This is a genomic window from Rothia sp. HMSC058E10 (assembly GCF_001809415.1).
GTDB lineage: Bacteria > Actinomycetota > Actinomycetes > Actinomycetales > Micrococcaceae > Rothia > Rothia dentocariosa.
This window is the reverse complement of the sequence record NZ_KV797641.1, coordinates 120,572-144,330: the sequence shown is the minus strand read 5'-3', so window position 1 is coordinate 144,330 and position 23,759 is coordinate 120,572. Positions and strand designations below refer to the sequence as shown.

18 protein-coding genes and 1 tRNA gene are annotated in these 23,759 nt (G+C 51.0%); 13 read left to right on the top strand and 6 right to left on the bottom strand.

Going from position 1 to position 23,759, the window contains the following annotated elements; translation table 11 throughout:
- Positions 1 to 257 precede the first annotated feature (257 nt).
- The 3 genes from HMPREF2609_RS08970 (at position 258) to HMPREF2609_RS08960 (ending at position 3,189) form a co-directional block, all read left to right on the top strand.
- Positions 258 to 331: transfer RNA gene (locus HMPREF2609_RS08970), tRNA-Pro, on the top strand.
- 615 nt (positions 332 to 946) lie between these two features.
- Positions 947 to 2,605: an L-lactate permease gene (locus tag HMPREF2609_RS08965; RefSeq protein WP_070536470.1), complete on the top strand. Its 1,659-nt coding sequence runs from the start codon at positions 947 to 949 to the stop codon at positions 2,603 to 2,605.
- Between the two features lie 188 nt (positions 2,606 to 2,793).
- Positions 2,794 to 3,189, top strand: coding sequence for a DUF1304 domain-containing protein (locus HMPREF2609_RS08960; protein ID WP_013398811.1), 396 nt, complete (start codon positions 2,794 to 2,796; stop codon positions 3,187 to 3,189).
- Positions 3,190 to 3,299: 110 nt separating this feature from the next.
- Here HMPREF2609_RS08960 and HMPREF2609_RS08955 read toward each other — a convergent pair whose 3' ends face one another.
- The gene (locus HMPREF2609_RS08955) at positions 3,300 to 4,004 is read right to left on the bottom strand and encodes a DNA-3-methyladenine glycosylase I (protein WP_004004356.1); all 705 of its coding nucleotides are present in this window, start codon (positions 4,002 to 4,004) and stop codon (positions 3,300 to 3,302) included.
- Positions 4,005 to 4,102: 98 nt separating this feature from the next.
- The gene (locus HMPREF2609_RS08950) at positions 4,103 to 4,696 is read right to left on the bottom strand and encodes a methylated-DNA--[protein]-cysteine S-methyltransferase (RefSeq protein WP_070536468.1); all 594 of its coding nucleotides are present in this window, start codon (positions 4,694 to 4,696) and stop codon (positions 4,103 to 4,105) included.
- Positions 4,697 to 4,891: 195 nt separating this feature from the next.
- Here HMPREF2609_RS08950 and HMPREF2609_RS08945 point away from each other — a divergent pair, with 195 nt between their 5' ends.
- From HMPREF2609_RS08945 to HMPREF2609_RS08935, 3 genes are all read left to right on the top strand, one after another.
- Complete coding sequence (locus HMPREF2609_RS08945) at positions 4,892 to 5,869, top strand: tetratricopeptide repeat protein (RefSeq protein ID WP_070536466.1); 978 nt, start codon at positions 4,892 to 4,894, stop codon at positions 5,867 to 5,869.
- Positions 5,870 to 6,066: 197 nt separating this feature from the next.
- Positions 6,067 to 6,507, top strand: coding sequence for a hypothetical protein (locus HMPREF2609_RS08940; RefSeq protein ID WP_070536464.1), 441 nt, complete (start codon positions 6,067 to 6,069; stop codon positions 6,505 to 6,507).
- 204 nt (positions 6,508 to 6,711) lie between these two features.
- Positions 6,712 to 7,344: an endonuclease III domain-containing protein gene (locus HMPREF2609_RS08935; RefSeq protein ID WP_070536462.1), complete on the top strand. Its 633-nt coding sequence runs from the start codon at positions 6,712 to 6,714 to the stop codon at positions 7,342 to 7,344.
- A gap of 202 nt (positions 7,345 to 7,546) precedes the next feature.
- Here the strand turns inward: HMPREF2609_RS08935 and glpK are convergent, their stop codons facing one another.
- The 3 genes from glpK to HMPREF2609_RS08920 all read right to left on the bottom strand — a co-directional run bounded on the left by glpK (position 7,547) and on the right by HMPREF2609_RS08920 (position 12,031).
- Positions 7,547 to 9,103, bottom strand: coding sequence for a glycerol kinase GlpK (gene glpK / locus HMPREF2609_RS08930; protein WP_070536460.1), 1,557 nt, complete (start codon positions 9,101 to 9,103; stop codon positions 7,547 to 7,549).
- 103 nt (positions 9,104 to 9,206) lie between these two features.
- A complete protein-coding gene (locus HMPREF2609_RS08925; protein ID WP_037230801.1) occupies positions 9,207 to 9,998 on the bottom strand; it encodes an MIP/aquaporin family protein in 792 nt (263 codons plus the stop codon).
- Between the two features lie 266 nt (positions 9,999 to 10,264).
- Positions 10,265 to 12,031, bottom strand: a complete 1,767-nt coding sequence (locus HMPREF2609_RS08920; RefSeq protein ID WP_070536458.1) for a glycerol-3-phosphate dehydrogenase/oxidase — start codon at positions 12,029 to 12,031, stop codon at positions 10,265 to 10,267.
- A 133-nt stretch (positions 12,032 to 12,164) separates the two neighbouring features.
- Between HMPREF2609_RS08920 and HMPREF2609_RS08915 the strand changes: the two genes are divergently transcribed.
- Positions 12,165 to 13,112: a sugar-binding transcriptional regulator gene (locus HMPREF2609_RS08915; protein ID WP_004004364.1), complete on the top strand. Its 948-nt coding sequence runs from the start codon at positions 12,165 to 12,167 to the stop codon at positions 13,110 to 13,112.
- A gap of 16 nt (positions 13,113 to 13,128) precedes the next feature.
- Here HMPREF2609_RS08915 and HMPREF2609_RS08910 read toward each other — a convergent pair whose 3' ends face one another.
- Positions 13,129 to 14,034 carry a LysR family transcriptional regulator gene (locus HMPREF2609_RS08910; RefSeq protein ID WP_048754844.1) on the bottom strand — a complete coding sequence of 302 codons (906 nt, stop codon included), beginning with the start codon at positions 14,032 to 14,034 and terminating at the stop codon, positions 13,129 to 13,131.
- A gap of 576 nt (positions 14,035 to 14,610) precedes the next feature.
- On the opposite strand from HMPREF2609_RS08910, the gene HMPREF2609_RS08905 reads away from it, so the two are divergent.
- From HMPREF2609_RS08905 to HMPREF2609_RS08880, 6 genes are all read left to right on the top strand, one after another.
- Positions 14,611 to 18,102 carry a bifunctional proline dehydrogenase/L-glutamate gamma-semialdehyde dehydrogenase gene (locus tag HMPREF2609_RS08905; RefSeq protein ID WP_070536456.1) on the top strand — a complete coding sequence of 1,164 codons (3,492 nt, stop codon included), beginning with the start codon at positions 14,611 to 14,613 and terminating at the stop codon, positions 18,100 to 18,102.
- A gap of 292 nt (positions 18,103 to 18,394) precedes the next feature.
- Positions 18,395 to 18,781, top strand: coding sequence for a glycine cleavage system protein GcvH (gene gcvH / locus HMPREF2609_RS08900; protein ID WP_048777747.1), 387 nt, complete (start codon positions 18,395 to 18,397; stop codon positions 18,779 to 18,781).
- A 453-nt stretch (positions 18,782 to 19,234) separates the two neighbouring features.
- Positions 19,235 to 20,011 (top strand): transcriptional regulator FtsR, encoded by a 777-nt coding sequence (locus HMPREF2609_RS08895; RefSeq protein WP_004004368.1) that lies wholly within the window; start codon positions 19,235 to 19,237, stop codon positions 20,009 to 20,011.
- A gap of 588 nt (positions 20,012 to 20,599) precedes the next feature.
- Positions 20,600 to 21,187, top strand: coding sequence for a MerR family transcriptional regulator (locus HMPREF2609_RS08890; RefSeq protein ID WP_004004369.1), 588 nt, complete (start codon positions 20,600 to 20,602; stop codon positions 21,185 to 21,187).
- A 189-nt stretch (positions 21,188 to 21,376) separates the two neighbouring features.
- A complete protein-coding gene (locus tag HMPREF2609_RS08885; RefSeq protein ID WP_048751981.1) occupies positions 21,377 to 22,189 on the top strand; it encodes a ParA family protein in 813 nt (270 codons plus the stop codon).
- A 106-nt stretch (positions 22,190 to 22,295) separates the two neighbouring features.
- A complete protein-coding gene (locus HMPREF2609_RS08880) occupies positions 22,296 to 23,732 on the top strand; it encodes a mycothione reductase (protein ID WP_048751980.1) in 1,437 nt (478 codons plus the stop codon).
- The last annotated feature ends 27 nt before the right edge of the window (positions 23,733 to 23,759 follow it).

The window sequence follows — 23,759 nt, the reverse complement described above, 5'->3', positions numbered from 1 at the left end:
AGAGTCAGTGTGTTTTAACACTGTCATCGCAGTAGCCCATATGCAAGCAGGGCTTTGGCAGTAATCCAACCATTCTGAAGAGACGCTATGTTCTCAAAGTTCCCTTAGTCGTCTGCGTGGAATATATATTGAGCGGCAGCGAAAAATCCAGTATTTTCGCGTTTTCTAAGTTGCACGGGGTGAGAACCTGGGGTATAGTTATTCGAGTGTTCGCAGGGATTTCCTGGAAACACGGTACATAATAGTGTGATATACATCGGGTTGTGGCGCAGCTTGGTAGCGCACTTGACTGGGGGTCAAGGGGTCGCAGGTTCAAATCCTGTCAACCCGACGCAGAAGACGCTCTAATCGGTAAAACTATCGATTGGAGCGTTTTTATTATTGGGTTTATCGTATATCGCTGTTTTCTGTCTACAACGCCGTTTTTTGTTAAGCTCTGCCGTGGTATGGGTAATCCCCGTCTTGGTTATTGAGCTGCTACTCTCGTATTTTTTACCGCATCTGAACATTCTTTAGATCTGTGAGGGCGATGTCGCTGCAAGCTCCTTCTTGGATAGATTATTTCGCGAATCAATATCGTTTTGTCTCGATTCGTATGCTTTGCGTATTATGGCTTTCACTAGGCAAGAATACGCTTTAGGTGAAAGTACAACTATGATGTTCCTGTCTTTGAGTGGGAATACTTGCGAATTATTCTGTCGATAGTGGTATATTTTGGAGTGGATGAGGTGTCTACAGCTGGTCTGCCAAGGTAAATTCCTTGACACTACAAAGAGGTACTGGTAGCGCAGTGTGGAAGCAACATCCGCACACACTGGCTTTCGTAGCCAAAAACCACAGAATCGCAACCGTGGATCTTGGGTAAAAGTTCATGAACCCACGTTAATCCACATTAGCGGTATGCAGTGACCACTAAGAACCGCGTATGTCGCGGAAAGGAAAAACCATGTGGCAGCAGGTATATGACCCGCTCAATTCCACTATGCTCTCAGCACTAGTAGCGGTAATCCCCATTGTCTTCTTCCTCCTTGGACTAACCATTCTCAAACTCAGCGGTATCAAAGCGGCGATTATTTCTCTCGCACTCGCACTCGGTATCGGAATCTTCGTATTTGGGCTGCCAGTAGGCGCTGGAGCGGGCTCAATCCTTTATGGTTTCTTGGCTGGTCTATGGCCTATCGGCTGGATCGTGCTCATGGCGGTGTGGCTATACCGCATTACAGTGCGTTCCGGTCACTTCGACATTGTTCGCTCCTCTATCTCGGCCATCTCCACTGACCAGCGTATCCAGATGCTGCTGATCGCATTCTGTTTCGGTGGATTTCTCGAAGGCGCGGCAGGGTTCGGTATTCCGATCGCAATTTGTGCGGCTTTGCTGGTCAGCCTCGGGTTTAACCCGCTCAAGGCCGCAATGTTCGCACTGGTTGCTAACGTTTCTTCCGGTGCATACGGTGCTATCGGTATTCCGGTCAGCACCGGCGCCGAGAAAGGCAGTATTCCTCTGGCCGAATTATCGGCAAATATGGTTCCTGTGTTGCAGATTTTTGCGATGCTTATCCCAGTGCTCATGGTCGTTATCCAAGACGGGATACGCGGGTTACGCGAAACTGGCTTGGTGGCTCTGATCGTTGGTGCCGTTTACTCTGGCGGACAATCCCTTCTGCTACTGACCTTGGGAAACCCTGAGCTGGTTGATATTATTCCGCCGCTTCTATCATTGATCGTTTTGGCTCTCATCATGCGCGCATGGCAACCCAAGCATATTTTCCGTGAGCCTACCGCTCCCTCCCTGGAGGAAGTGCAAGCACAAGGCGAGACCAAGCATACCTCCGGTGAAATATTCAAGGCTTGGAGCCCATTCATCTACCTGTCCGTCGCAATTCTGCTCTGGTCCACCGTCCTCAAGCCGGTATTTGTTAAAGCCACCAAACCGGGGGAGAGCGACGGGCTGCTAGGATTCACCAATATCCCTGTTAATATTCCCGGTGTGCACAAGGCAATAGCGCAGGCAGCCCCTATCGTTCATGAACCCACCCCAGTGAAGGCTGTGTTTACCTGGAACATTTTGGGGGCATCCGGCACCGCGATTCTGGTGGCGGTACTGGTGACCGTGCTGTTCTCCAAGATTAGTTGGAAGGCCGCGTTCGAAGAACTCGGCGGCACCTGGAAACAGCTGCAAACTCCCATCATTATGATTTGCTTGGTCATGTCCTTAGCGAATGTGATGAACTACGCCGGAATGATCTCTTCCATCGCGCTGGCGGTGGCGGCCGCAGGTGCCGTGTTCCCGCTCCTATCACCCATTATTGGCTGGATTGGTGTGTTCGTGACCGGCTCCGTGGTGAACAACAACATCCTCTTCGCCGGTCTGCAATCAACCACCGCACACCAGATTGGCGTGAACCCCACTCTGTTGGTGGCTGCCAACACCTCTGGTGGTGTGATGGCGAAGATCGTCTCGCCGCAGTCTATCGCTATTGCGGCCGCAGCTGTGGAAAGCTCTGGGCAGGAGTCGAAGATCACCTCAATGGCGATCAAGTACAGTGCTATTTTGCTGGTGCTGACCTGCGTGTGGGTATACCTGCTGTCGCTCGTCGTCCACTAGCACATACCCCCCCCCGAATGCGCCAGTCTTGTGTCTCGAACGAGGTATGAGCTGGCGTATTCTGTATGTAGGTGGGAGGAGGTTCCTCTTGTTTATCCTTGAGCCTTGGCTGTCTTACGGATTATGACGATGAGATAGTAGAATTGGTGCTTGATTTACCGACTACCTTCGAGAAAGAGGAAATAGCAATGTCTACCTTGGCAAGCGTCGTCACGGTCTTCGCATTCGTGTCCATCGCTATTCACGTGTATATCTGGATTCTTGAGACTTTCCTGTGGACTAAACCTCGGGGTCGGAATACCTTCGGTACTACGGAAGAATTTGCCGAAGCCTCCAAAGAAATGGCTGCAAATCAAGGGCTCTACAATCTCATGCTGGCCTGGATTGCAGCAACCGGCCTGTTAGCGTTCTGGGTTGGTGGTCTGCCTCAAGTTGGCATCGCCCTCATGTTTGCCGGTCTAGGTTCGATGGCCGTCGCGGGAATTTATCTCTTCGCGACCTCACCGGATAAGCGTAAACCCGCGCTGATTCAGTGTGTACCGCCAATCCTATCTCTCGTACTGCTTTTCACGATGGTGTCATAACGCAGGGCTTTAAAAAACAAGACCCAACTAGCCACACAGTAGAGGTTTCTGCTTTCGCCTTTCAGTAGGCGGGGCAGGAACCTTTTTCGTTTTAACAAAAACCTTTGTACCTATGAGCCCCGATGCAATTCTCCCTCGGGAGTAAATAAGCCTGATGACCCACGCCGGTGTGAGTCTACTAGGTGCGCATCCACCATACCAATGGCACACATTAAAGCATAACAGCTAGTTGGACCTAGAAATTTGCCTCCGAGCTTCTTGAATGCTTTCGACATGGCTGCAGAGACATCATTTTGCGTAGGAACCTCCTCAAGAGTTTTCGGAGTAATAGTGCTTTCGGGAAGGAAAGACCAGATAAAAGCAGGTAAACCAGGTTCAACCCATAACCCATTCGGAAGGTAAAATCCCGCTAATGACTCGTCTCCAGCAGCTGCACGCTCGCGTAGGTTAAGAGTTAGTCGTGCGTTTGAGACCGTGGCGCGAATCTTGAGGTTGTTCCGAATAATACGTTTATCGTGGAGTAGCCGTTCGACATCATCGTCTGTAAAGGCTGCAAGTTTTTCAGGAACAAAATCGGCAAAGACTTCTCGAAACACTGGCCTTTTGACTAAGACTGTATACCACGAAAGCCCGGCCTGGAATCCTTCGAGGCACACCCGTTCAAGCATCCCGGTTTCATGGGTGATAGGTATGCCCCACTCCTTATCGTAGTAGTCGCGTTCAAGATCATGACGTACCCAAGCAGGATATTTTCGGTCTGCACTCGTTTCGACTTTTCCAGAAGCGATAGCGTTCGCAGAATTATCTGACGCCATGGCTACCTCCTAATATCGTAAATATGTACTAGTATAGTACATAGAGATTCACTTGGAAGGCAACTATAGAATATTATTTCGATAAAATGGTTGAGGGTCTAAAAGAGTCGACCCTCGCGAATTTCTGCAGGTTCTTCGAGGTCGAGAAGGAACTGTTTGCGGTCGAGCCCGCCTGCGTAGCCGGTGAGCTTGCCATTGGACCCCAAAACGCGATGGCAAGGGATGATGATTGAAATTTTATTGTGCCCAACAGCTTGTCCGACCGCCTGCGCGGGTGCGCCTGGTCCCACGGCATGTGAGATGGTTCCGTAGGTTGTGGTGTATCCGTAGGGGACTGAACATAAATATTTCCATACCATGAGCTGAAAATCTGTTCCTTCAGGCGCTAAAGGAATTGTGAAGGTTGTACGTTTGCTGGCGAAATACTCTTGCAGTTCGCGAGTGGTGTGCTTAAGGATGCTCGCTGCAGGCGCTGGTTCGCTGTTTGCAGCGATTGCCGAGGGGTCTGGAATAAACTCACCGAGCTCGTCTGGTATAGGAAAATGTGTCTGTTCTTCATACCAAAGCCCGGTAAGAGCTTTGGCGCTTGCTGCAAGATAAAGGCGTCCTACTGGGCTGTCGATGAGGCTGTGCCAGCGCTTTGCTGTGTTGTTAATGGGCTCTTGTGGTGCTTTAGGTTTCTTCTCGCTCATGACAGCTCCTTTGCGTTTTTACTTCCTTAATCATAAACTCTGCCGCGAAAACATGACGTAGAAAAACTTTACATTGCATATTATTATATAAAATTATGATATAAAATACATAGTTATTTTTAAATTTTTTTAGTTATTTTGGGTAAAATAAAACTTACACACTCACTCTTTCACTCATATATTCGGGACCCAAAGATGACTTCCTTGACTTACCCGCAAAAAACTGTGGGCGCGCATACCGTACATTCGGTGCCAAACCTAGATTACTGGCGTAATTTAGTTCTTGACTATCTTGATGATAGTGATGACATAAATCTTTATTTCGCTGCGCAAAAACTCAACGTTTTAGCACCTGAAGACCCGGTAGGTTTATATGGACTAGCTTGCGCTCAACGGTATAGAGGGGAACTTAATACCGCATATTTTAATGTTATCCAAGCACGTCGACGATTGGCATACAATTCCGGGTTTCCCGTAACCTACGAGGAAGCTCTAGAACTTGAAGCAGCTATTGCCGTCGATCTGGGACATATTGCAACTGCGATCGATCGGTATGGGGAACTCATTGAGTTGAACCCCTTAGAACCTAACTATGTATCGGCTCGCGCAAAGTTATTCGATACCGCTGAGAACATGACGGTTAGCGCGCATAAGCGACGGCAGGGACAGGACGATTCCTCTCTGACTGATGCGCAGACCAGCCTGTTTTTGCGCGCTGCTGAGGCGCACGCAATCGAGTTTGAAGGTAAGCCGGTTTTCGTTTCCTACGAAGCCGCTCTTGAAGCGTCCAAGGCACTAAGGCGCATTCAGGATATTCAGCGGGCACCGCAAAACCTCAGAATGCGATATACCGAATTACAATCCGCTGTTACCTATGCTCTCCGTAGAAATTTTGTGCGTTACCAATGGTGGCAATTTTGTCTTTACGTTCTGTGCGGAATGACTCTGCCAGGATCGGTCATGAACAATATTTCAAAAGATATTGCAGAAAAGGGGAGCGCCGGAGTTTTCTCTGGAATATTCACGAGTATTATGATGATTTCTCTCTTTATTCTTGTGGGACTTTATTTTTTCTACCCCGTAGGGCATAAATACAATGCTCGTCGCGTGCGTAAACGTGATGCAAAACTACGTGCAGAGATGCTTGAAGAACCTGAGGGCATCTCTAGTTAACCCTGCGAATCCTGCGATGATAGACTCGTATCCCGTACACTTTCCTGCATATCGTACGCTTTTACCCTACGAAGATGCAGGAAGTGTACGGGATATTTCTATCCTTCTAGGCGTATCACCTAATCATCTGAGACGCTGACTGCTTTTTCGATAGGTTTGATACCCTAGACATGCGCAGTGCTGAAGGGAGTGCGTAGATGCCCATACGTTTTTCTAGCGAGCAGGAAGCCAGAGACTATTCTCAGAGCGTGCCGGTTCTTCGGCTTTCCACAGTGCGCGTGAGCATCAGTCCTCATGCTCGTAAACACAAGCGGCTATTTTTTGCCCCGGTTTATTATATAGATATACAGTTTGAGACCAGCCAAGAGACCGTTGTTATTGGTGGGTATGAGTTCTATGACCGTGCGTTGACCATGTTAGACACTGATCCTGATCACGTGCTTATTGGTGATAATGGGCCACCTTTTCTGATGGGCGGTGGTTTCCCAGGTGTGTATGCAGGAGAACTCAGAGATGCATATCATGTCCCAGAAGATTATTTAGCTTTAACCAGCGCAGATTGTGAACGCATTATCGCGACCGTTGCCCCGAACGAAATTCCTATGCTTCGTACTTGGATGGCTAGAGTTGTCTCTTAAAACTCGAATAGCATTTATCTTGTCTTGGGCCGCCCAACTACTCGACGGCGTAGTCTGCCAACGCTGTAAGAAGAGAGAGCTCAGATTCCGAATAGAGATTGCCGGTTTTCAATCCATATCAAGTGTGAAGGTGCTGAAATTGAACTCTGTCAAGATTTCAGGTGCACTGTGCGATGACGCGAAAATCTATTGGAAGGGGCTGTTATGGAATCGATGCGCCAGATGATGACGGTGCTCCAGCGCGCGATTCCTGATGCGGGCGTGTGGTGGCCAGCCGAAACAAAATTCGAGATCTTGGCAGGCGCAGTATTGGTGCAAAACACCACGTGGACGAACACCGAAACCGCATTGGCAAACTTGCGTACCCTTGACCTTCTCAATCCTGAAACACTCGCTGCGGCTGATTCGGCTGTGGTACAAGAAGCGATCCGCCCCTCAGGATATTGGCGCACTAAAACCGTCTATCTGCAAACCATCACCGATTGGTTCCTCACTACCGATACCCTTGCTGAATCTATGAGTGATACACAGTTGAGAGTATCGCTGCTTGGGGTGAAGGGCGTAGGCGAGGAAACCGCTGACGATATTTTGCTGTATGCCTACCACCGAGGCGTGTTTATTTACGATGCTTATGCGCGCAGGCTTCTCGCAGCGGCTGGATGGGGAGATTACACCACCTATGCGCAAGCACGTAAAGCGTGTGATGAACGCATTCGTTCTGAAGCATTGAGTGTTGAAGAGTACGGGCTGCTGCATGGGCTAATCGTCCAAGCAGGTAAAGCGGCCCGAGCTGCTGGAGGCTGGCAAACCTATTGGCCTGCTATTGCTGGTAACTAGGGTTGTTCTCATACCTGATATAGACACGTGCTGTAATTACCCCGTACATTTTCCTGCAATTTCGTAGGGTAGAAGCGTACGATATACGGTGAAATGTACGGGATACAGTAAAAATTAAAGCCCGCACTCTTTTGTATATCTCGAACAGCGGTGCTGTGCGTTTTACGCAAAAGAGTGCGGGCTTTATGTACGAAGAAAATTCTTAGGAAGTCGGCACGTCCTCATCCACCCAGTCGAGGGTACGTGCCACGGCCTTCTTCCAGAGGCGGTACTGGCGGTCTACCTCGGACTGCTCCATGGCAGGCAGCCACCGCTTATCCTCAGCCCAGTTTTCGACAACGTCTTTCTCGCCGTCCCAGAAACCGACCGCAATACCGGCTGCGTAGGCGGCACCCAACGCAGTAGTCTCAATAACCTTCGGGCGGATCACCGGAACCCCAAGAATATCCGCCTGGAACTGCATCAGGAACTCGTTCGCGGTCATACCGCCATCCACACGCAGCTCGGAAAGCTTCACACCGGAATCGGCGTTCATCGCGTCCAGCACCTCGCGGGTCTGGAAAGCGGTTGCCTCCAGCGCCGCGCGCACAATGTGCGCCTTGTTTACGTAGCGGGTCAAGCCCACAATCACGCCACGCGCATCGGAACGCCAGTGCGGTGCAAACAGGCCCGAGAATGCAGGAACCACATAGCAGCCACCCGAATCCTCAACCGAGGTTGCTAGTGCTTCGGAATCAGAGGCGTTGGTGAGCATGCCCAGGTTATCGCGGAGCCACTGAATCAGCGAACCACTCATCGCGACCGAGCCCTCTAGCGCGTAGACGGGGTCGGCGTCACCAATCTTGTACGCCACGGTCGTCAGAAGGCCGTTATCTGAGAACACGGGCTCATTTCCGGTGTTCATCAGCATGAAGTTACCGGTGCCGTAGGTGTTCTTCGCCATGCCCTTCTCAAAGCAAGCTTGCCCGAAAGTTGCCGCCTGCTGATCGCCCAGAATACCGGCAATGGGTGTGCCGCGCATCAGACCGGTGGGGCGACCATAGCCGTAGACCTCAGATGAAGACTTGATTTCGGGGAGCATACTCATGGGAATGCCCATATCGGCAGCGATCTGCGGATCCCACTCAAGAGTACGAATGTTCATAAGCAACGTGCGGGATGCATTCGTAACGTCGGTTACATGTACACCGCCATCAACACCGCCGGTCAGGTTCCACACTACCCAGCTGTCGGTGTTGCCAAAAAGCAGATCACCGCGTTCGGCACGCTCACGAGCGCCGGGAATGTTATCAAGAATCCACTTAATCTTGGGCCCCGAAAAATAGGTTGAGAGATTCAAACCCACAATGTCATGGTACTTACCCACACCGTCATCGCCAGCGAGCTCATCAACAACTTCTTGGGTGCGGGTGTCCTGCCAGACAATTGCGTTATAGACCGGCTCACCAGTGTTCTTATCCCACACCACCGTGGTCTCACGCTGATTGGTGATGCCCACTGCGGCAATCTCGTGATGGTTTACTTCACCGTTTGCCATCGCCATTGCAACGGCTTTACGCACGTTATCCCAAATCTCAGCGGGGTTGTGCTCAACCCAGCCTGCCTTGGGGAAAATCTGCTCGTGCTCAAGCTGACCCACAGAAACGATCTTGCCCGCCTTGTCGAAAAGGATAGCTCGGGAACTGGTGGTGCCTTGGTCGATAGACATAATGTATTTACGTTCAACATCCAAAGTTGCCGAATGCAAGGAAGTAGTCATGAGTAACCTCACTTAAATGGTTGGGGGGCGCATGACCGCGCCATAACAAGGAATAATGGGTGATGCCCACTCACCAAAATATCTTTAAACCGTGTAGTGGTTTCTAAAATCCCAAGACTGCAGGCACGATCAAGCCAGCCAATACGCCACCGATGATGGGGCCCAGAATCGGAACCCAAGAATATGCCCAATTCGAGCCGCCCTTACCGCGAATAGGCAGAACAGCATGGGCCATACGAGGGCCAAGATCACGCGCAGGGTTAATAGCGTACCCGGTAGGTCCACCTAGACTCATGCCGACAGCTACTACAATAAGTGCCACGGCCAGTGGACCCAAGCCGGAAGGAGTCTGTCCGGAGGCAACAACCCAGCCAACAAGTACGAATGTACCCAGAATCTCCGTCACCAGGTTCCAACCATAAGACTTGATCGCGGGACCGGTCGCAAAGATACCCAGACGATTACCGGGCTCTTCATCAAAGTGCTTCTTGTAGGCCAAGAACGCGGCAACAGCACCTAGGAAAGCCCCAAGAATCTGCGCCACAATATAGATCGCAATGTTTTCCGGAGTTGCTGGAACACCCTTGGCCAAATCTTTACCGGCCGCCGCTAAGCCAAGGGTAACCGCCGGGTTAAGATGCGCACCCGAAGGCCCGGAAAGATAAACGGCCGCAAAAACCGCAAACCCCCAAGCGAAAGTAATGACAACCCATCCGGCGTCCTTCGCATACGATTTGGGGAGTGAGACACCGGCAACCACGCCAGCGCCCAGAAGAATCAAAATGAACGTTCCAAAGAGCTCAGAAGCAAAAAGCCCAAGATGGGTAGCAACACCATTATCTCCCACCAGCAGGCTTACCGCCTGCACAGGAATGGTTGCAGCCAAGAGAGACATATTTTTCCTTTCGTCGCCGTACAAGATATCCGCACTAGGGCACGTTACCGGGTAGCCCGGTCGTGCCATTGCGGATGCGCCATGACGGTGCGTTTGTGAGGTAGAGGAATCTCACGGAATACAACATATCGTAGGATTCCAAAATTATGGGTGGTGTGCCTGCTGGAAAAATACTAAATCAAACAGGCATACCATGCAGGATACGGCAACTATAAATGCCGTATCCTGCGGCAGTATTGAGCGAAACTCTGAGCTTCGCACAAGTTTTAGTGGTGCTGCACGTTGAGCTTCCTGCGGGGAGCCACCGGGTCTACAGCCACAATCTTGGCAGACGCCTCAGCATCGGTAGAAGTGGACTCTGCCTCGCGAATAGCTTTCACCCGTTCGGTGTAGAGTGCAAGTTCGCGCGCGACCTTCGCATCATCCCAGTTGAGTTCGGATCGCATAATCTCAAGGATCTCAGGGGCCGCAGCCAACCCGCGATCACGTTGTTCAAGGTCAAGACGCACGCGGCGAACCAGTACATCCTCGAGGTGCAGGACACCCTCGTAGCGAAGAGCGAACACGACATCGGCGCGTAAGAACTGCGGTGCATGTTTAAGAGGTTTGCCAAGATCCGGATCAGCATCAATAAGCGCACCAAGATCTTCAATCTGCGCGCCATAGCGTTCCAGCAGATGGGTAATACGGTCTTCATCCCAACCATAGCGTTGCGCGTAACGGTCACGGCCCGCCTCAATAGCGCGATACCCATCAGCACCCACCAGTGCGATCGTCTCCGTCACCGATGGACGTTCCTGTGCACGATCACCGAGTGCAAAATCAACCGCATCCGCCGCCATTACGCGGTAGGTAGTCAGCTTGCCGCCAGCAATAGCGCTCATACCGGGGGCAACCTCCGTAACAGTATGCTCACGAGACACCTTAGTGGACTGGGCACCATCACCCTTAACCTTCGGCTGCAAGAGGGGACGCAGCCCCGAATAGGTACCGATGATGTCATCATGGGTCAACGGGTCAGCAATCAGCTTGTTCGCCTGCTCCAGCACGTAATCAATATCTTGACGCGTTGCCACAGGACGCTCGCGATCCTCGGTATACGGGGTATCGGTCGTACCAATAATCCAGTAGCGCTGCCACGGGATAATGAAAAGTACCGATTTTTCGGTCTTTGTGAAAATACCACTAGTAGCCTGAATGCGATCACGCGGCACGACAATGTGAATACCCTTAGACGCGAGTACCTCAAGGCCGGCATTCGGGTTTGCCAGAGATTCGGACTCTTCGGTCCAGACTCCGGTGGCATTAATAATGTGTTTCGCTTTGACCGTGAGCTCCTGCCCGCTTTCCAGATCGGCCAGCCGCGCACCTACCACCTTGCCGGAGGTGTCTTTATCGATACCTACTACCTGGGTACGTGAAGCAGCCAGGGCACCATAACCGCTGGCGGTGCGAACAACATCAACGACTAGGCGGGCATCATCTACGCGTGCATCATAGAACTGAATAGCGCCGGTAAATGCAGAATCTTTGATATCGGGGAAAACCGTTTTAGTGCCCTTCTTCGTGAAGTGACGCTGCGAAGGAACTCCCTTTTTGCCGCGCGAACCAATGTACGCGAGGGTATCGTACATGCCAATGCCGATAGCGGAATAGGAGCGCTCAATAACAGGAGTCTTCAATGGCCACAAAAAGGGCTGCGCGTGCACGAGGTGAGGGGCAATTTTCTCGAGCAGCAGACCGCGTTCCTTGAGGGCCTCAGCTACGAGTTTGAAATCTAGGTTGTAGAGGTAGCGTAGACCGCCGTGAATAAGTTTTGAGGACCAGGCGCTGGTACCTGCTGCCCAGTCTCCCGCTTCCACAATCCCTGTACGCAGGCCGCGAGTCGCCGCGTCGAGGGCGATACCGGCACCGGTAATACCGCCGCCAATGACAAGAACATCAAGTTCAGTACCGCTGCTCATCTTAGCTAGGGCACGTGCACGGGATTCTGTTGTTAGGTGCGAGAGTTGCGCAAATTGTTGAGAGCTCATAGGTATCTTTCTTCTTGTGAGTATGGAGGCCGGACTACATGCCGAACCGAGGACGTATTGCTCTCAAGTAAAACTTAGTGGTGAAATAATTACCAAGTGGAGTGAACGGATTTTCACTTAAGGTTAGGAACGAATGAACGAACGACTCAGCCAAACCTATGAGGTCGCGCAGCTGTATTACATCCAAAATCTCACAATGGATACTATTGCATCCCGCCTAGGAGTTTCACGCGCAACTATCTCGCGTTTACTCAAAAATGCGCGCGAGACAGGCATGGTGCAAATTCGCCTCGACGACTCGTATAGAACCCGACATGAGCTCGAAAAACGGTTGGGGGAGCGGTACAAAGTTCGCGTTACTCTTGTGAATACCAAGCAGGACGCTACCCCAATCGCTAGGATGAGCCAGGTTGCGCGTTCTGCCGCGCAACTTCTTGATTCGCTAGTCGATAACGGCACAAGCATTGGGGTGGCCTGGGGTGCAACTCTCACAGAGGTTTCGCGGCATCTGCCTAAACGACCACTAGAGGGGGTGAGCGTGGTGCAATTAAATGGGGCAGGGAATGCGCATCATTCTGGAATACCATATTTAGGCACGCTATTGGGACGCATGGTAAGCGCTTACGATGCTTATATGATTCATTTTCCGGTGCCCGCATTCTTTGACTTTGCCGATACCAAAGCTGCGATGTGGCGCGAGCGGAGCATCCAGGCAACACTGCAGGTACAAAGCCGGGTCGATGTAGCAGTTTTCGGTATTGGCGCTTTCGGAGGGGCTATTCCCTCACATGTGTACTCTGGCGGGTACTTTGATGCGGCAGAACAGCGCTTATTGCGTGAGCAGGGAGTCGTCGGCGATATCTGTACGGTGCTTCTGCGGGAGGACGGAAGCTGGAATGACCTTGAGATTAACCGTCGGGCATCCGGCCCCAGCCCTCAAGAGCTTTCCCGCATTCCTCGTCGTATATGCGTAGCCTCCGGAACGCACCGTGCGGCAGCGCTGAGAGGAGCGCTGCGTACGGGCGCTATTACAGACCTGGTGCTCGACGAAAAACTCGCCCGAGCCGTGATAGAGAAATAAGTGTTTAGGTTTCTTGTTATGAGCCGAATGCTTCTTTAACGGCATGCTGAAGTGCATCACGAACCATTACTAGAGCCGGATTCTTCGCCGACTCTGTGCGGACTGCGGTAAAGATCTTGCGTGAAGGCTTACCCGGAAGATCTACTGTGCGAATACCCTTTGTGTTAGAGAGGCTTGAGAGTACGAATCCAGGCACTATAGTGGTTGCGCAGCCTGAACGCACCAGGTTTGCATTAGTGATCATATCATTTGCGCTGTACCGAATATCTGGTTCGAACCCTACAGTGCGGCACTGATTGATAGCCCACTGACGTGATGTATTCTGCTCCATCTCAAGAACCCAAGGCAATTCGTTGGCTTCTTTGAGAGATTTGATGCTGGAATCTTCGGGAACGATAAGACTTAGGGGATCCTCTACCAAAAGCTCAGAGTGCAGGTCTGGATACTCGGGGATAGGGTGGTGCGGATAAGCCTCTGAAAGAACCATGTCGTACTCGCGGCTTCGAGTGAGTGAAGTTCCCGTCTCTGGGTCGATCTGTAGAACGTGCAGAATTAGACGTGGTGCATGTTCTTCGAGGTACTTGATAGCGCGGGGCAGAAGTGCAAAGGAAGCGGATTGGAAGATCGCCAGGCGCACGGTTCCTGCTGGTTCTCCTGCAAGGTTTGCTACTGCTGTCTGCATGCGGTCTATCTCGCGCAGTATAGTACGAGCACTATCGACCATGACAAGACCGGCGTTCGTGAGCTGAACGCGCCGCCCAACACGTTGTAATAATGCTGTACCTGTATCTTTTTCGAGGTTTGCAATTTGCTGTGACACAGCAGATGGGGTCAAGCTGAGAGCATCCGCAGCAGCGATAATGGTGCCGCGTTCGTGAATCTCCAGAAGCATTTGCATACGCCGGATATCAGATACAGACATAAAGTCTCCTTAAATTAGCGCGGTCGTGGTTGGTTTAGTGGAATAAGGATGCGCTGTTCGCATAGGTCTTGCTGCCCCTCATTTTGCGGAGTACTAGGTTGCCTGATGCGGTATCTTAAACCACCTTAAGCTTTTCTTCATGGTATCGAAATAGGTACTTTCTGTGTCGCAGAAACGACGGACGCAACGATAAAGTTTTCATAAACATTTTGGGATGTCATTCTCTTGTAATAGATGAACTCTGTTCGTTTTGTCCAACATTAAGTACTGTATTTTGTTTGCAAACAAGTCGGGTTTAAGGCCGCAAATCTTTAAGATTTAAAGTGCTTGTTGAATGTTGGATGAGGTGGGGTTGGATGGTAGTTGTTTGGCTTGTAGTGCGCTCAGGCCCTTCCGCCTATTTCATGGGGCTTAGTGGGGATTTGTGGCCGCCAAAAATATTTAGATATTCTAAAATATTATTGGCAAAAACATTCAGTTTTTCTAATGAGGTATTCAATACCCTTTTGTGGTGAAATAGAGACATCAATACGCTTCGTGTGCTTATAGCACACCGTAGTTAGTTAGGAGTCAAGGATGACGCATCCTTTCGCATCTGAGCATTACCAGAAATTGGCTCAGGACGCTCGTGCACTCGTTCGTCAATGGGTGACTGAGTCTCAGTCCATTAAGCCAACTTATGCTGCCAAGCAACTGGCTGGTGTTTTGAAAGACCCAAAGGGTCTGCCCTTTACCGTTGGATTTGTCGATGGCGTCATTCGCCCTGAGGACGACAACGTTTCGGGTCGTAACCTATCTCGTATTTCTGGTCTAGCTCCTTCCTTCTTGCCGTGGTACATGAAGTCCGCCGTTGGCTTCGGCGGCAAGCTGGCCGGTAAGATGTCGTGGCCTACCGTTCCTGTGGCGCGTCGCGTATTGCGCGAAATGGTAGGTCACCTGATCGTCGATGCTTCCGAAGAGAAACTGGGAGATGCCATCGCAGAACTTACCAAGAGTGGTAACCGTTTGAACGTTAACCTGCTGGGTGAGGCAGTGCTGGGTGATAATGAAGCCGAGCATCGCCTCTCTGAGACTAAGCGTCTGCTCGCTCGTGACGACGTTGATTATGTTTCTATTAAGGTATCTGCTGTCTCTGGTCCTCATCAGCACTGGGCATTTGACGAAGTTGTCGAAGAAGCAGTTCGACGTTTGACTCCGCTGTATGAGCTGGCCGCATCCTCTTCCCCCAAGAAGTTCATTAACCTGGACATGGAAGAGTACAAAGACCTCGATATGACCATTGAGGTCTTTACCAAGATCCTGGATCAGCCTCATCTCAAGGATCTTGAAGCAGGCATCGTGCTTCAGGCATACCTGCCCGATACTCTCGCCGCAATGCAGCGGTTGCAGGCATGGGCAGCGGAGCGCGTTGCTAACGGCGGTTCTTCCATCAAGGTTCGTCTGGTTAAAGGCGCCAACCTCTCCATGGAAATCGTGGAAGGTGTTATGCATGGTTGGCCTGTTACCACCTGGGACACCAAGCAGGCTGCAGACACCAACTACAAGCGCATCCTTGATTACGCACTGCGTCCCGAGCACGCAAAGAACATCCGTCTAGGCGTTGCCGGGCACAACCTCTTTGACGTTGCGTTTGCTCTGCTTTTGGCTGAAGACCGTGGCGTTAAGGATCGCGTGGAGTTCGAGATGCTGATCGGCATGGCCGAGCAGCAGGCAGAAATCATTCGCCGTCGTGTGGGACACCTGCTTCTGTATGTGCCCGTGGTGAACCCCAAGGAATTCGACGTTGCTATTGCATACCTGATTCGTCGCCTAGAAGAGAACGCATCTTCCGAAAACTTCATGTCGGGTATTTTTGATCTCGCAACTGACGAAGAAATCTTCAAGCGCGAAGAAGACCGCTTTATGCGCTCACTGAACTCGGTCACTGATGAGGTTCCGGAAGGCAAACGCCATCAGAACCGTCAGACTGAGAACGCAGATAACGTCTTCGTGCCCGCAGGTCGTTTTGAGAACACACCCGATACCGACCCATCGCTGTCTGGCAACCGTGAGTGGGGCCGAGCAATCCTTGAGCGTTCCAAGACCACTCAAATCGGTATTGCTACTTTGAAGGAAAACGAGCTAACTTCTGTCGCTGAGGCTGAACAGCTTGTTGCTGATGCTGAAGCATCGGGTAAGGTTTGGGGTCGTCTCTCCGGCGCTGAGCGTGCTGCTGTACTGCGTAACGTTGGTAAGGAAATCGCCCTGCACCGTGCCGAGCTTCTGGAAGTTATGGCTGCTGAGGCTGGCAAGACTCTGGATCAAGGTGATACCGAGGTTTCTGAAGCTATCGACTTTGCCTACTACTACGCAATGCTTGCTGAAGACTTAGAAAAGATTGACGGTGCTCAGGTGCAGTCGGTTGATTTGACTGTGGTTGTTCCGCCGTGGAACTTCCCGACGGCTATTCCCGCCGGTGGTGTTCTTGCCGGTCTGGCTGCAGGTTCGGCTGTTATCTTCAAGCCTGCAACTATTACTGCACGTACTGGTGCTCTGATTGCTGAGATCATGTGGAAAGCAGGCGTTCCCAAGGATGTTCTGAAGCTCGTCAAGGTTGTTGACCGTGAGGCTGGCAAGGTTTTGATCTCTCACCCCGAGGTTGATCGTCTGATCCTCACCGGTGGTTACGAGACGGCAGAACTCTTCCGTTCCTGGCGCGATGATCTTCCGCTATTTGGTGAGACCTCTGGTAAAAACTCTATCATCGTGACCCCCAACGCTGACATCGATCTTGCTGTCAAGGATGTTGTATACTCGGCATTTGGACACGCAGGTCAGAAGTGCTCCGCAGGTTCTACCGTCATTTTGGTAGGCGCTGCCGCACAGTCCGAGCGTTTCCGTCGTCAGCTTCTTGACTCCGTCAACTCTCTGCACGTGGCACATCCGCAGGATATTGAAGCTCAGATGGGGCCTGTTGCACAGAAGCCTGAAGAGAAGCTTCTGCGTGGTTTGACTACTCTAGGGCCGGGGGAGCGCTGGCTCATTCAGCCTAAGGAACTTGACGATACCGGTCGCCTATGGAGCCCCGGTGTTCGTGAAGGTGTTAAGCCTGGATCTGAGTACCATATGACCGAGTATTTTGGTCCGATCCTGGGCATCATGACCGCGGATACTTTGGAAGAAGCTATTGAGCTTCAGAACGCACCGGATTACGGCCTCACCGCTGGTCTGCATTCGCTGGATGCAGAGGAGCTTGAGCTCTGGCTCTCCAAGGTGCAGGCAGGTAACGTCTATGTGAACCGTGGTATTACCGGCGCTATCGTCCGCCGTCAGCCCTTCGGTGGCTGGAAGAAATCCACTGTTGGTTCTGGTACCAAGGCAGGCGGTCCTAGCTATCTCATTGCACTGTCCGACTGGGAACGCACCGAGGCTACCGCAACCGCTGTTCCTCAGTCAGTTGCTGTACGTGAAGTTCTGGCAACAGCAGATAATGCCGATTTGTGCACCGCAGAAGATTTCGCCTTCCTGACCCGTTCGGCATCCTCGGATGCTGAGGCTTGGGAGAGTGAGTTTGGTTACGGCTACGATCCCTCGAAGCTTGGCGTTGAACGTAACATTCTGCGTTACGTTCCCACTCAGGTTCTGGTACGTGCTGACGAATCCGCCTCTGTGGCAGATGCTGTTCGTGTGGTTCTTGCTGGCTTGGCTGCGGGTGCGCCGATGGCTCTGTCTGTGGGCAAGGATCTGCCGGTCGCTGTACGCGGTATTCTCGAAAACAAAGGCATCAAGTATCTGGTCGAATCCGATGAAGCATGGCGCACATACTTGGCTTCTAACGCTAAGACTCCGGTTCGCGCTCTGGCTGGTACTCCGCTTGAAGGTACTCGTATCCGTTACATCGGTGATGACGTCAAGTCCGTGTACACGGCCTTGGGTGGTCGTCCCGATGTTGCTGTGTACTTCCACCCCGTGACCGAGGCTGGTCGTATCGAGATGCTCCCCTTCCTGCGTGAACAGGCCGTTTCGATTACCGCACACCGCTTCGGTAACCCGAACCCCTTCTCAGAGAGTGTTATCTCCTCTCGATAAGTGAGGTTCTAGCCTGAGTTGGGCTAAATAGAATGAGATGCCTCGTCTCTGCTATACGTAGAGGCGAGGCATCTCACTATATTCTGTCTGATTTTCAATGTGTGTGAAATTTGCGAGGCACATCTTAACCTTACGGAAATTACTTCTGAGAACCCATGACACGATTCGGAAAAAACGTGCTCAACATTACGTATCTATGAGATAATTTGTGTATTGCCTCTCGTGTCCCACACCGTGAGAGGTTCGCACAGAACCGTGCGTAGCAAGAACACACTGAAAGGAAATCGCTGCTATGAGCAACGTTCCCGCAGAACTTCTGTACACATCTGATCATGAGTGGGTTTCCCCCCTTTCGGCTGAAGGTACTGTTCGCGTCGGTATTACCGATCATGCGCAGGATGCGCTGGGTGACGTGGTTTATGTAGACCTGCCCTCTGTCGGTGACTCCCTCGATGCTGAGGGTAGCTTTGGCGAGATTGAGTCCACTAAGTCCGTATCCGATCTTCTGTCACCAGTTGCCGGTGAGGTTGTCGCCGTCAATGAGGCGCTGGCTGATGACCCCGCACAGGTGAACTCCGATCCTTACGGTGAGGGCTGGCTTATCGAACTTCGTCCTGAAAGTGCTGATGATGTGGCAAAGCTTCTTTCGGCGGAGGCCTATCAGGCTGAGCTGGACTAATTACCGGTACCTAGGCGTAGGATAGATATCCGGTGATTACCGTCGAAAAGACGGTAATCACCGGATAATTTTGTAAAATGTGACGAAAAATAAATACAAATAATTCTAAAAAATTATCAATACCTATACTTATATGTCGTATGGAAAAATAAGGGTTTTTGGATGAATTGGTATTGTTTTACTACTTGATAGTTAAAGTTTTGTAATCTTTCGGCATCGAAAATGCCGTTATTCGGCGGTTTTCTAATGGAATTCTGAGACGGAACACTATAAGATTGACTCAAAGGTTCAGTGTTTATCATTTTGTGATAAATTATCTGAACCTCACTCACTCATAATACAAAAGAACAAGTAACGCCGTCTGCGAAGAAGCCGATTAGGTACTATGCAGCACGCCGAGGCGGTCTGCGCATCGGCGTGGCTTTGACGAGCACAATTTCTCAAAGGAATACTATGAACTCCCGCATTGATGACAATCTCGCTCGGGCAGAGGCTCTAGTAGAGAGCGCTGAACGTGGCAAAGATAGTCGTGACCCCCGAGATATTAAGAGCCGCACTATAGGACAGGTTTTAAGTCAACTGGATCTTGATTTTCCAGGGATCAGCGCCTCTAAGATTCGTTTTTTGGAGGAGCGTGGTTTGGTCCACCCCAAACGTACCGATACTGGGTATCGAAAGTACTCTCAAACCGACATCGAGCGCCTGCGGTATATCTTGACGATGCAACGCGACTACTATATGCCGCTCAAGGTTATTCGTCAGCATCTTGACGATCTTGAGGCGGGTCGCGCCATTAACTCTGTACCTGCACCCGTTTCGGACGAGATGTTGGACCAGGTTTTGGGATCCACCAACGTTGCGGAAGGGCGCACATACAGTATTCGTGAACTCGCAGAGTACTCGGGTGCGCCCGTTGAGCTTATTCGTGAGCTTATTGACTTCGGCCTTCTGGATGACGAGGCAGATGCGAAATATACTGAATATGATGTGCTTATTGCCCGAGCTAGCGCTGAACTTATGGGACATGGCATTCAGCCCCGTCATCTGAGAGCTTTCAAATCTGCAGCAGACCGTGAAATCTCTCTTGTTGAGATCGCGGTAGCTCCTTTAGCTTCGCGCCGTGACGCAGCTTCGCAGACGCAGGCTCAAGAGCGAGCCGATAAGATTCGCAAACTTTGTCTGCAGCTGCATGCAACCCTTGTAGAGTCGGCAATGCCGACGTATAACTAGGACTTTCCGTACGCATGTAGTTAGAAACTTGCGCTGGCTTCTGCGTCTGTCTACGAAGTAGGGGCTAGTCCTGCCAAGAAAAATATCACTCAATCTCAGCGTTGGATGCGTGAAAGTTGATCGCTTTTGCGCATCCATTTTTTTAAGGTTTGTTGCGGATATAGTGCTCAATATGAGTAGGGTTTACATGTTTCCATGACCGTATTCTAGGCGCGCTTAGACGTTGTATGGGCGGAGAATAATCTACTAAAGCTCGACTCCCACCCTGAAGATGTGCAAGTTTTATGCTAAAGGGAGAGATAGGTTAAACTATAAAGGCTGCCGTAGCTTTCAGAAGGCGCGGTTCCTCTTTTTATCCCGTAATGTATTTGCTCTCTAAACGTGTAAAAACTGCTGGAGCTTAGTGCCCGGTATTTCCGTGCATTTGAACGGGTAACAAGGTAGGATAACAAACAGAAGTAACCCGTTCGGCTACGGACATCGGATAAGAAGGAGGTATTGCCAATGGCGCGATATAGCGTCGGTGACAAGACCACACCAGGGAATACCTCAAAAACTGGATCTCGTTCTTCTGAGGCTTACCATGATATGCATGGTACAGCCGAGCAGTTAGAAGGGTTTGAAGTTCTTCTTCCGATGGCACCACCTCCGCGTGGTGAACAGGGGGTTCTTTTTAAAGATCCTGTATCAATCGTCGACGAGAACCTAGGGTACCGCGGGTCTGTTGCCAGGAAAGCTGCCGGGATTAGCTATCGGCAGCTTGACTACTGGGCTCGTACGGAGCTTGTGGTGCCTACTGTGCGCTCCGCCTCAGGGTCTGGGACTCAACGGCTCTATAGTTTCCGCGATGTATTGGTTCTCAAGATCGTTAAGCGCCTTCTCGATACCGGAGTATCTTTACAACAGATTCGTACCTCTATTGACCATCTTCATACTCGGGGGATCGAGGATCTTGCAGGAATCACCCTGATGAGCGATGGAACCACTGTTTATGAGTGTACGTCGCCGAGCGAAGTTATTGATCTCGTACAGGCTGGCCAAGGTGTCTTCGGAATTGCTATTGGGCGAGTCTGGCGTGAGATCGAAGCGAATCTGAATGGGCAACCTAGTGAAGAGATGCAGACGGTATCGGACGCGGAAGACGAACTTGCCGCACGCCGCGCCCGTAAAGCCTGACGTGCACTAAAACCTCAATACTCTAGTAGAGTGGTTTTAAAGACATACGCTGTGGCACCACATATGCGTGATATACACGAGTGTAAAGATTATTGGGAAAACTTGCGATCGAGAGTTATCGAACGCAAGTAATTTCGATAAAATAAGAGTGCACTCATTCAATTGTTGAACTTATAACTTCGGAGCGCCATGCCTAGAATTGTCAGTGTTAGTAGCCTCAAAGGTGGCGTGGGTAAGACCTCCATTGTGTTAGGTCTTGCATCAGCAGCGTTGCACGGTGGGCTCAAAACCCTTGTCATAGATCTCGATCCCCATGGGGACGCTAGTACCGGACTTGCCGCGGAAGGCGGGTGCCCGGACATTGCCTCTATCCTGCTTACCCATGACACCGATGCGCTCACCCGCCTTGTGAGCCCGTCAGCTTGGAATAGCCTGGTGGGTACACCTACGCTACTCACGAGCACTCCTATAGAGGGCGGCGAAATTCATGTAGCTCGTGGTTCGGCACGTTCGGCTCTTCTCGATACGAAAGAGCCCGCGCCCTTCATTGAACGGTTGCAGAACCTTATCGAAAATACTGGGAGCACATACGACCTAGTCCTCATCGACTGCCCACCGTTTTTAGGGACCCTTACAGCAACTGGATGGGGTGCAAGCCAGCGAGTGCTTTCGATTGCGGAGCCTTCACTTTTCTCCGTGGCGGGTACTGAGCGTACCCTCCGTGCGATTGTTAGGTTCCAGAAGGACGAGAATAGTTCTGTTGAGGCTGCTGCCGTTGTCGTGAATAAATTACGTGCCGACGATCCCGAGCACAGCTATCGGTATGAAGAATTGAAGGCACTCTTCGGGCAGCTTGTTGCTGAGCCTACGTTCAACGAGGAAGCTGTTATTCAACGTGCTCTTGGGGCAGCACATCCGATTCACTTCTGGCCCGACGAAGAAGCTGTGGAGCCCTCCATACGATTTACACGTCTGCTTGCCGGACTCATGGCAGCACTGTAGAACCTAAGTAATTGGTTGCCTGCCTGCACCCCGGAATAAAATCTGGGGTGCAGCGTTGTATTGTTCGTATTAAGACTCAAGTAATTTTTATTGCAGGTGAGGGACTATGAGTATCAAAGAGCTCGAAATTATTGATGGCGTAGCACAGTACGACCTTATCGTCATCGGTTCGGGATCGGGGAACACCCTGATAGGACCGGAATGGGATACCAAAAAAGTAGCGCTTATAGACGGCGGTACTTTTGGCGGAACATGCCTGAACGTTGGGTGCATCCCCACGAAAATGTTTGTGTACCCGGCAACTACTGCGCAGAAAGCACGTGAGCTCAATAAGTTAGGCATTGAGGCTGAAATTACTGCAATTAACTGGGCACAGATACGCGATCGTATTTTCCCTCAGCGCATCGATAAAATTTCTGCTGGTGGGCGTGACTGGCGCGCTGGTCTACCTAATGTGGATTACTACCCCGAATACGCTCATTTTGTTGATGCTCACACAGTGCAGACAGAGTCCGGGCAGAAACTTTACGGTCGCCAGGTTGTAATTGCTGCGGGTTCGCGGGCGGTTCTTCCGGCGGTTCCCGGTATTGACTTACCACAGGTTCATACAAACGACACGATTATGCGTTTGGAGGAGCTCCCTAAACGTCTTGTAGTGCTTGGTGGCGGGGTTGTCGCTGCTGAGTTCTCACACGTATTCTCTGCTTTGGGGGCACAGGTCTATCAGATGGTCCGTTCTAACCGTATTCTCCGTGAGGTAGATGTAGAAGTTGTAGACAGGTTCGTAGAAGCAGCATCTCACCAGTGGAACATTCTCCTGGAACGCTCTCTTGTCGAAATCCGCGAGAATGGCGATGGAACCGTTACCGTTGTGGTTGAACACAATGGTGAGGTAGAGGAGATTGTTGCGGATATTGTACTTGCCGCAACTGGTCGCCGCTCCAATAGCGATACTCTTAAAGCATCCAGTTTCTTTGACGTCGATAGCCGCGGGTTTATTGGAACTGATAAATACCAGCGCGTACTGTATAACGGTTCTCCCGTACCTGGAGTATTCGCGCTAGGTGATGTCTCCTCGCCATTCCAACTCAAGCATGTGGCGAACCATGAGGCACGGACCGTTCAACATAACCTCAGCCACTCCGATAGCTTCGTTGCCAGCGATCATCGTTTTGTCCCTGCTGCGGTTTTCAGTAATCCGCAGATAGCAACTGTGGGACTCTCAGAAGAGAACGCCCGGAAGCTGGGAGAGCGTGAGGGCTTCGAAGTTACGGTGAAGAGCCAGAACTACGGCGATACCGCTTATGGATGGGCTATGGAAGATTCCGTGGGATTGGCGAAACTTATTGCCCGCAAAGACACGGGACAGCTCTTAGGCGCTCACCTTGTAGGGGAAGAAGCCTCAGTGTTGATCCAGCCGCTTATTCAAGCCATGAGCTTCGGGTTAGGCGTGAAAGACATGGCCCGTGGTCAGTATTGGATTCACCCTGCTCTGACTGAAGTTATAGAAAATGCTCTTCTTGGGCTAGATGTAGATAACTAGTTTTCATATATAAAGCTGTGGGGCCCT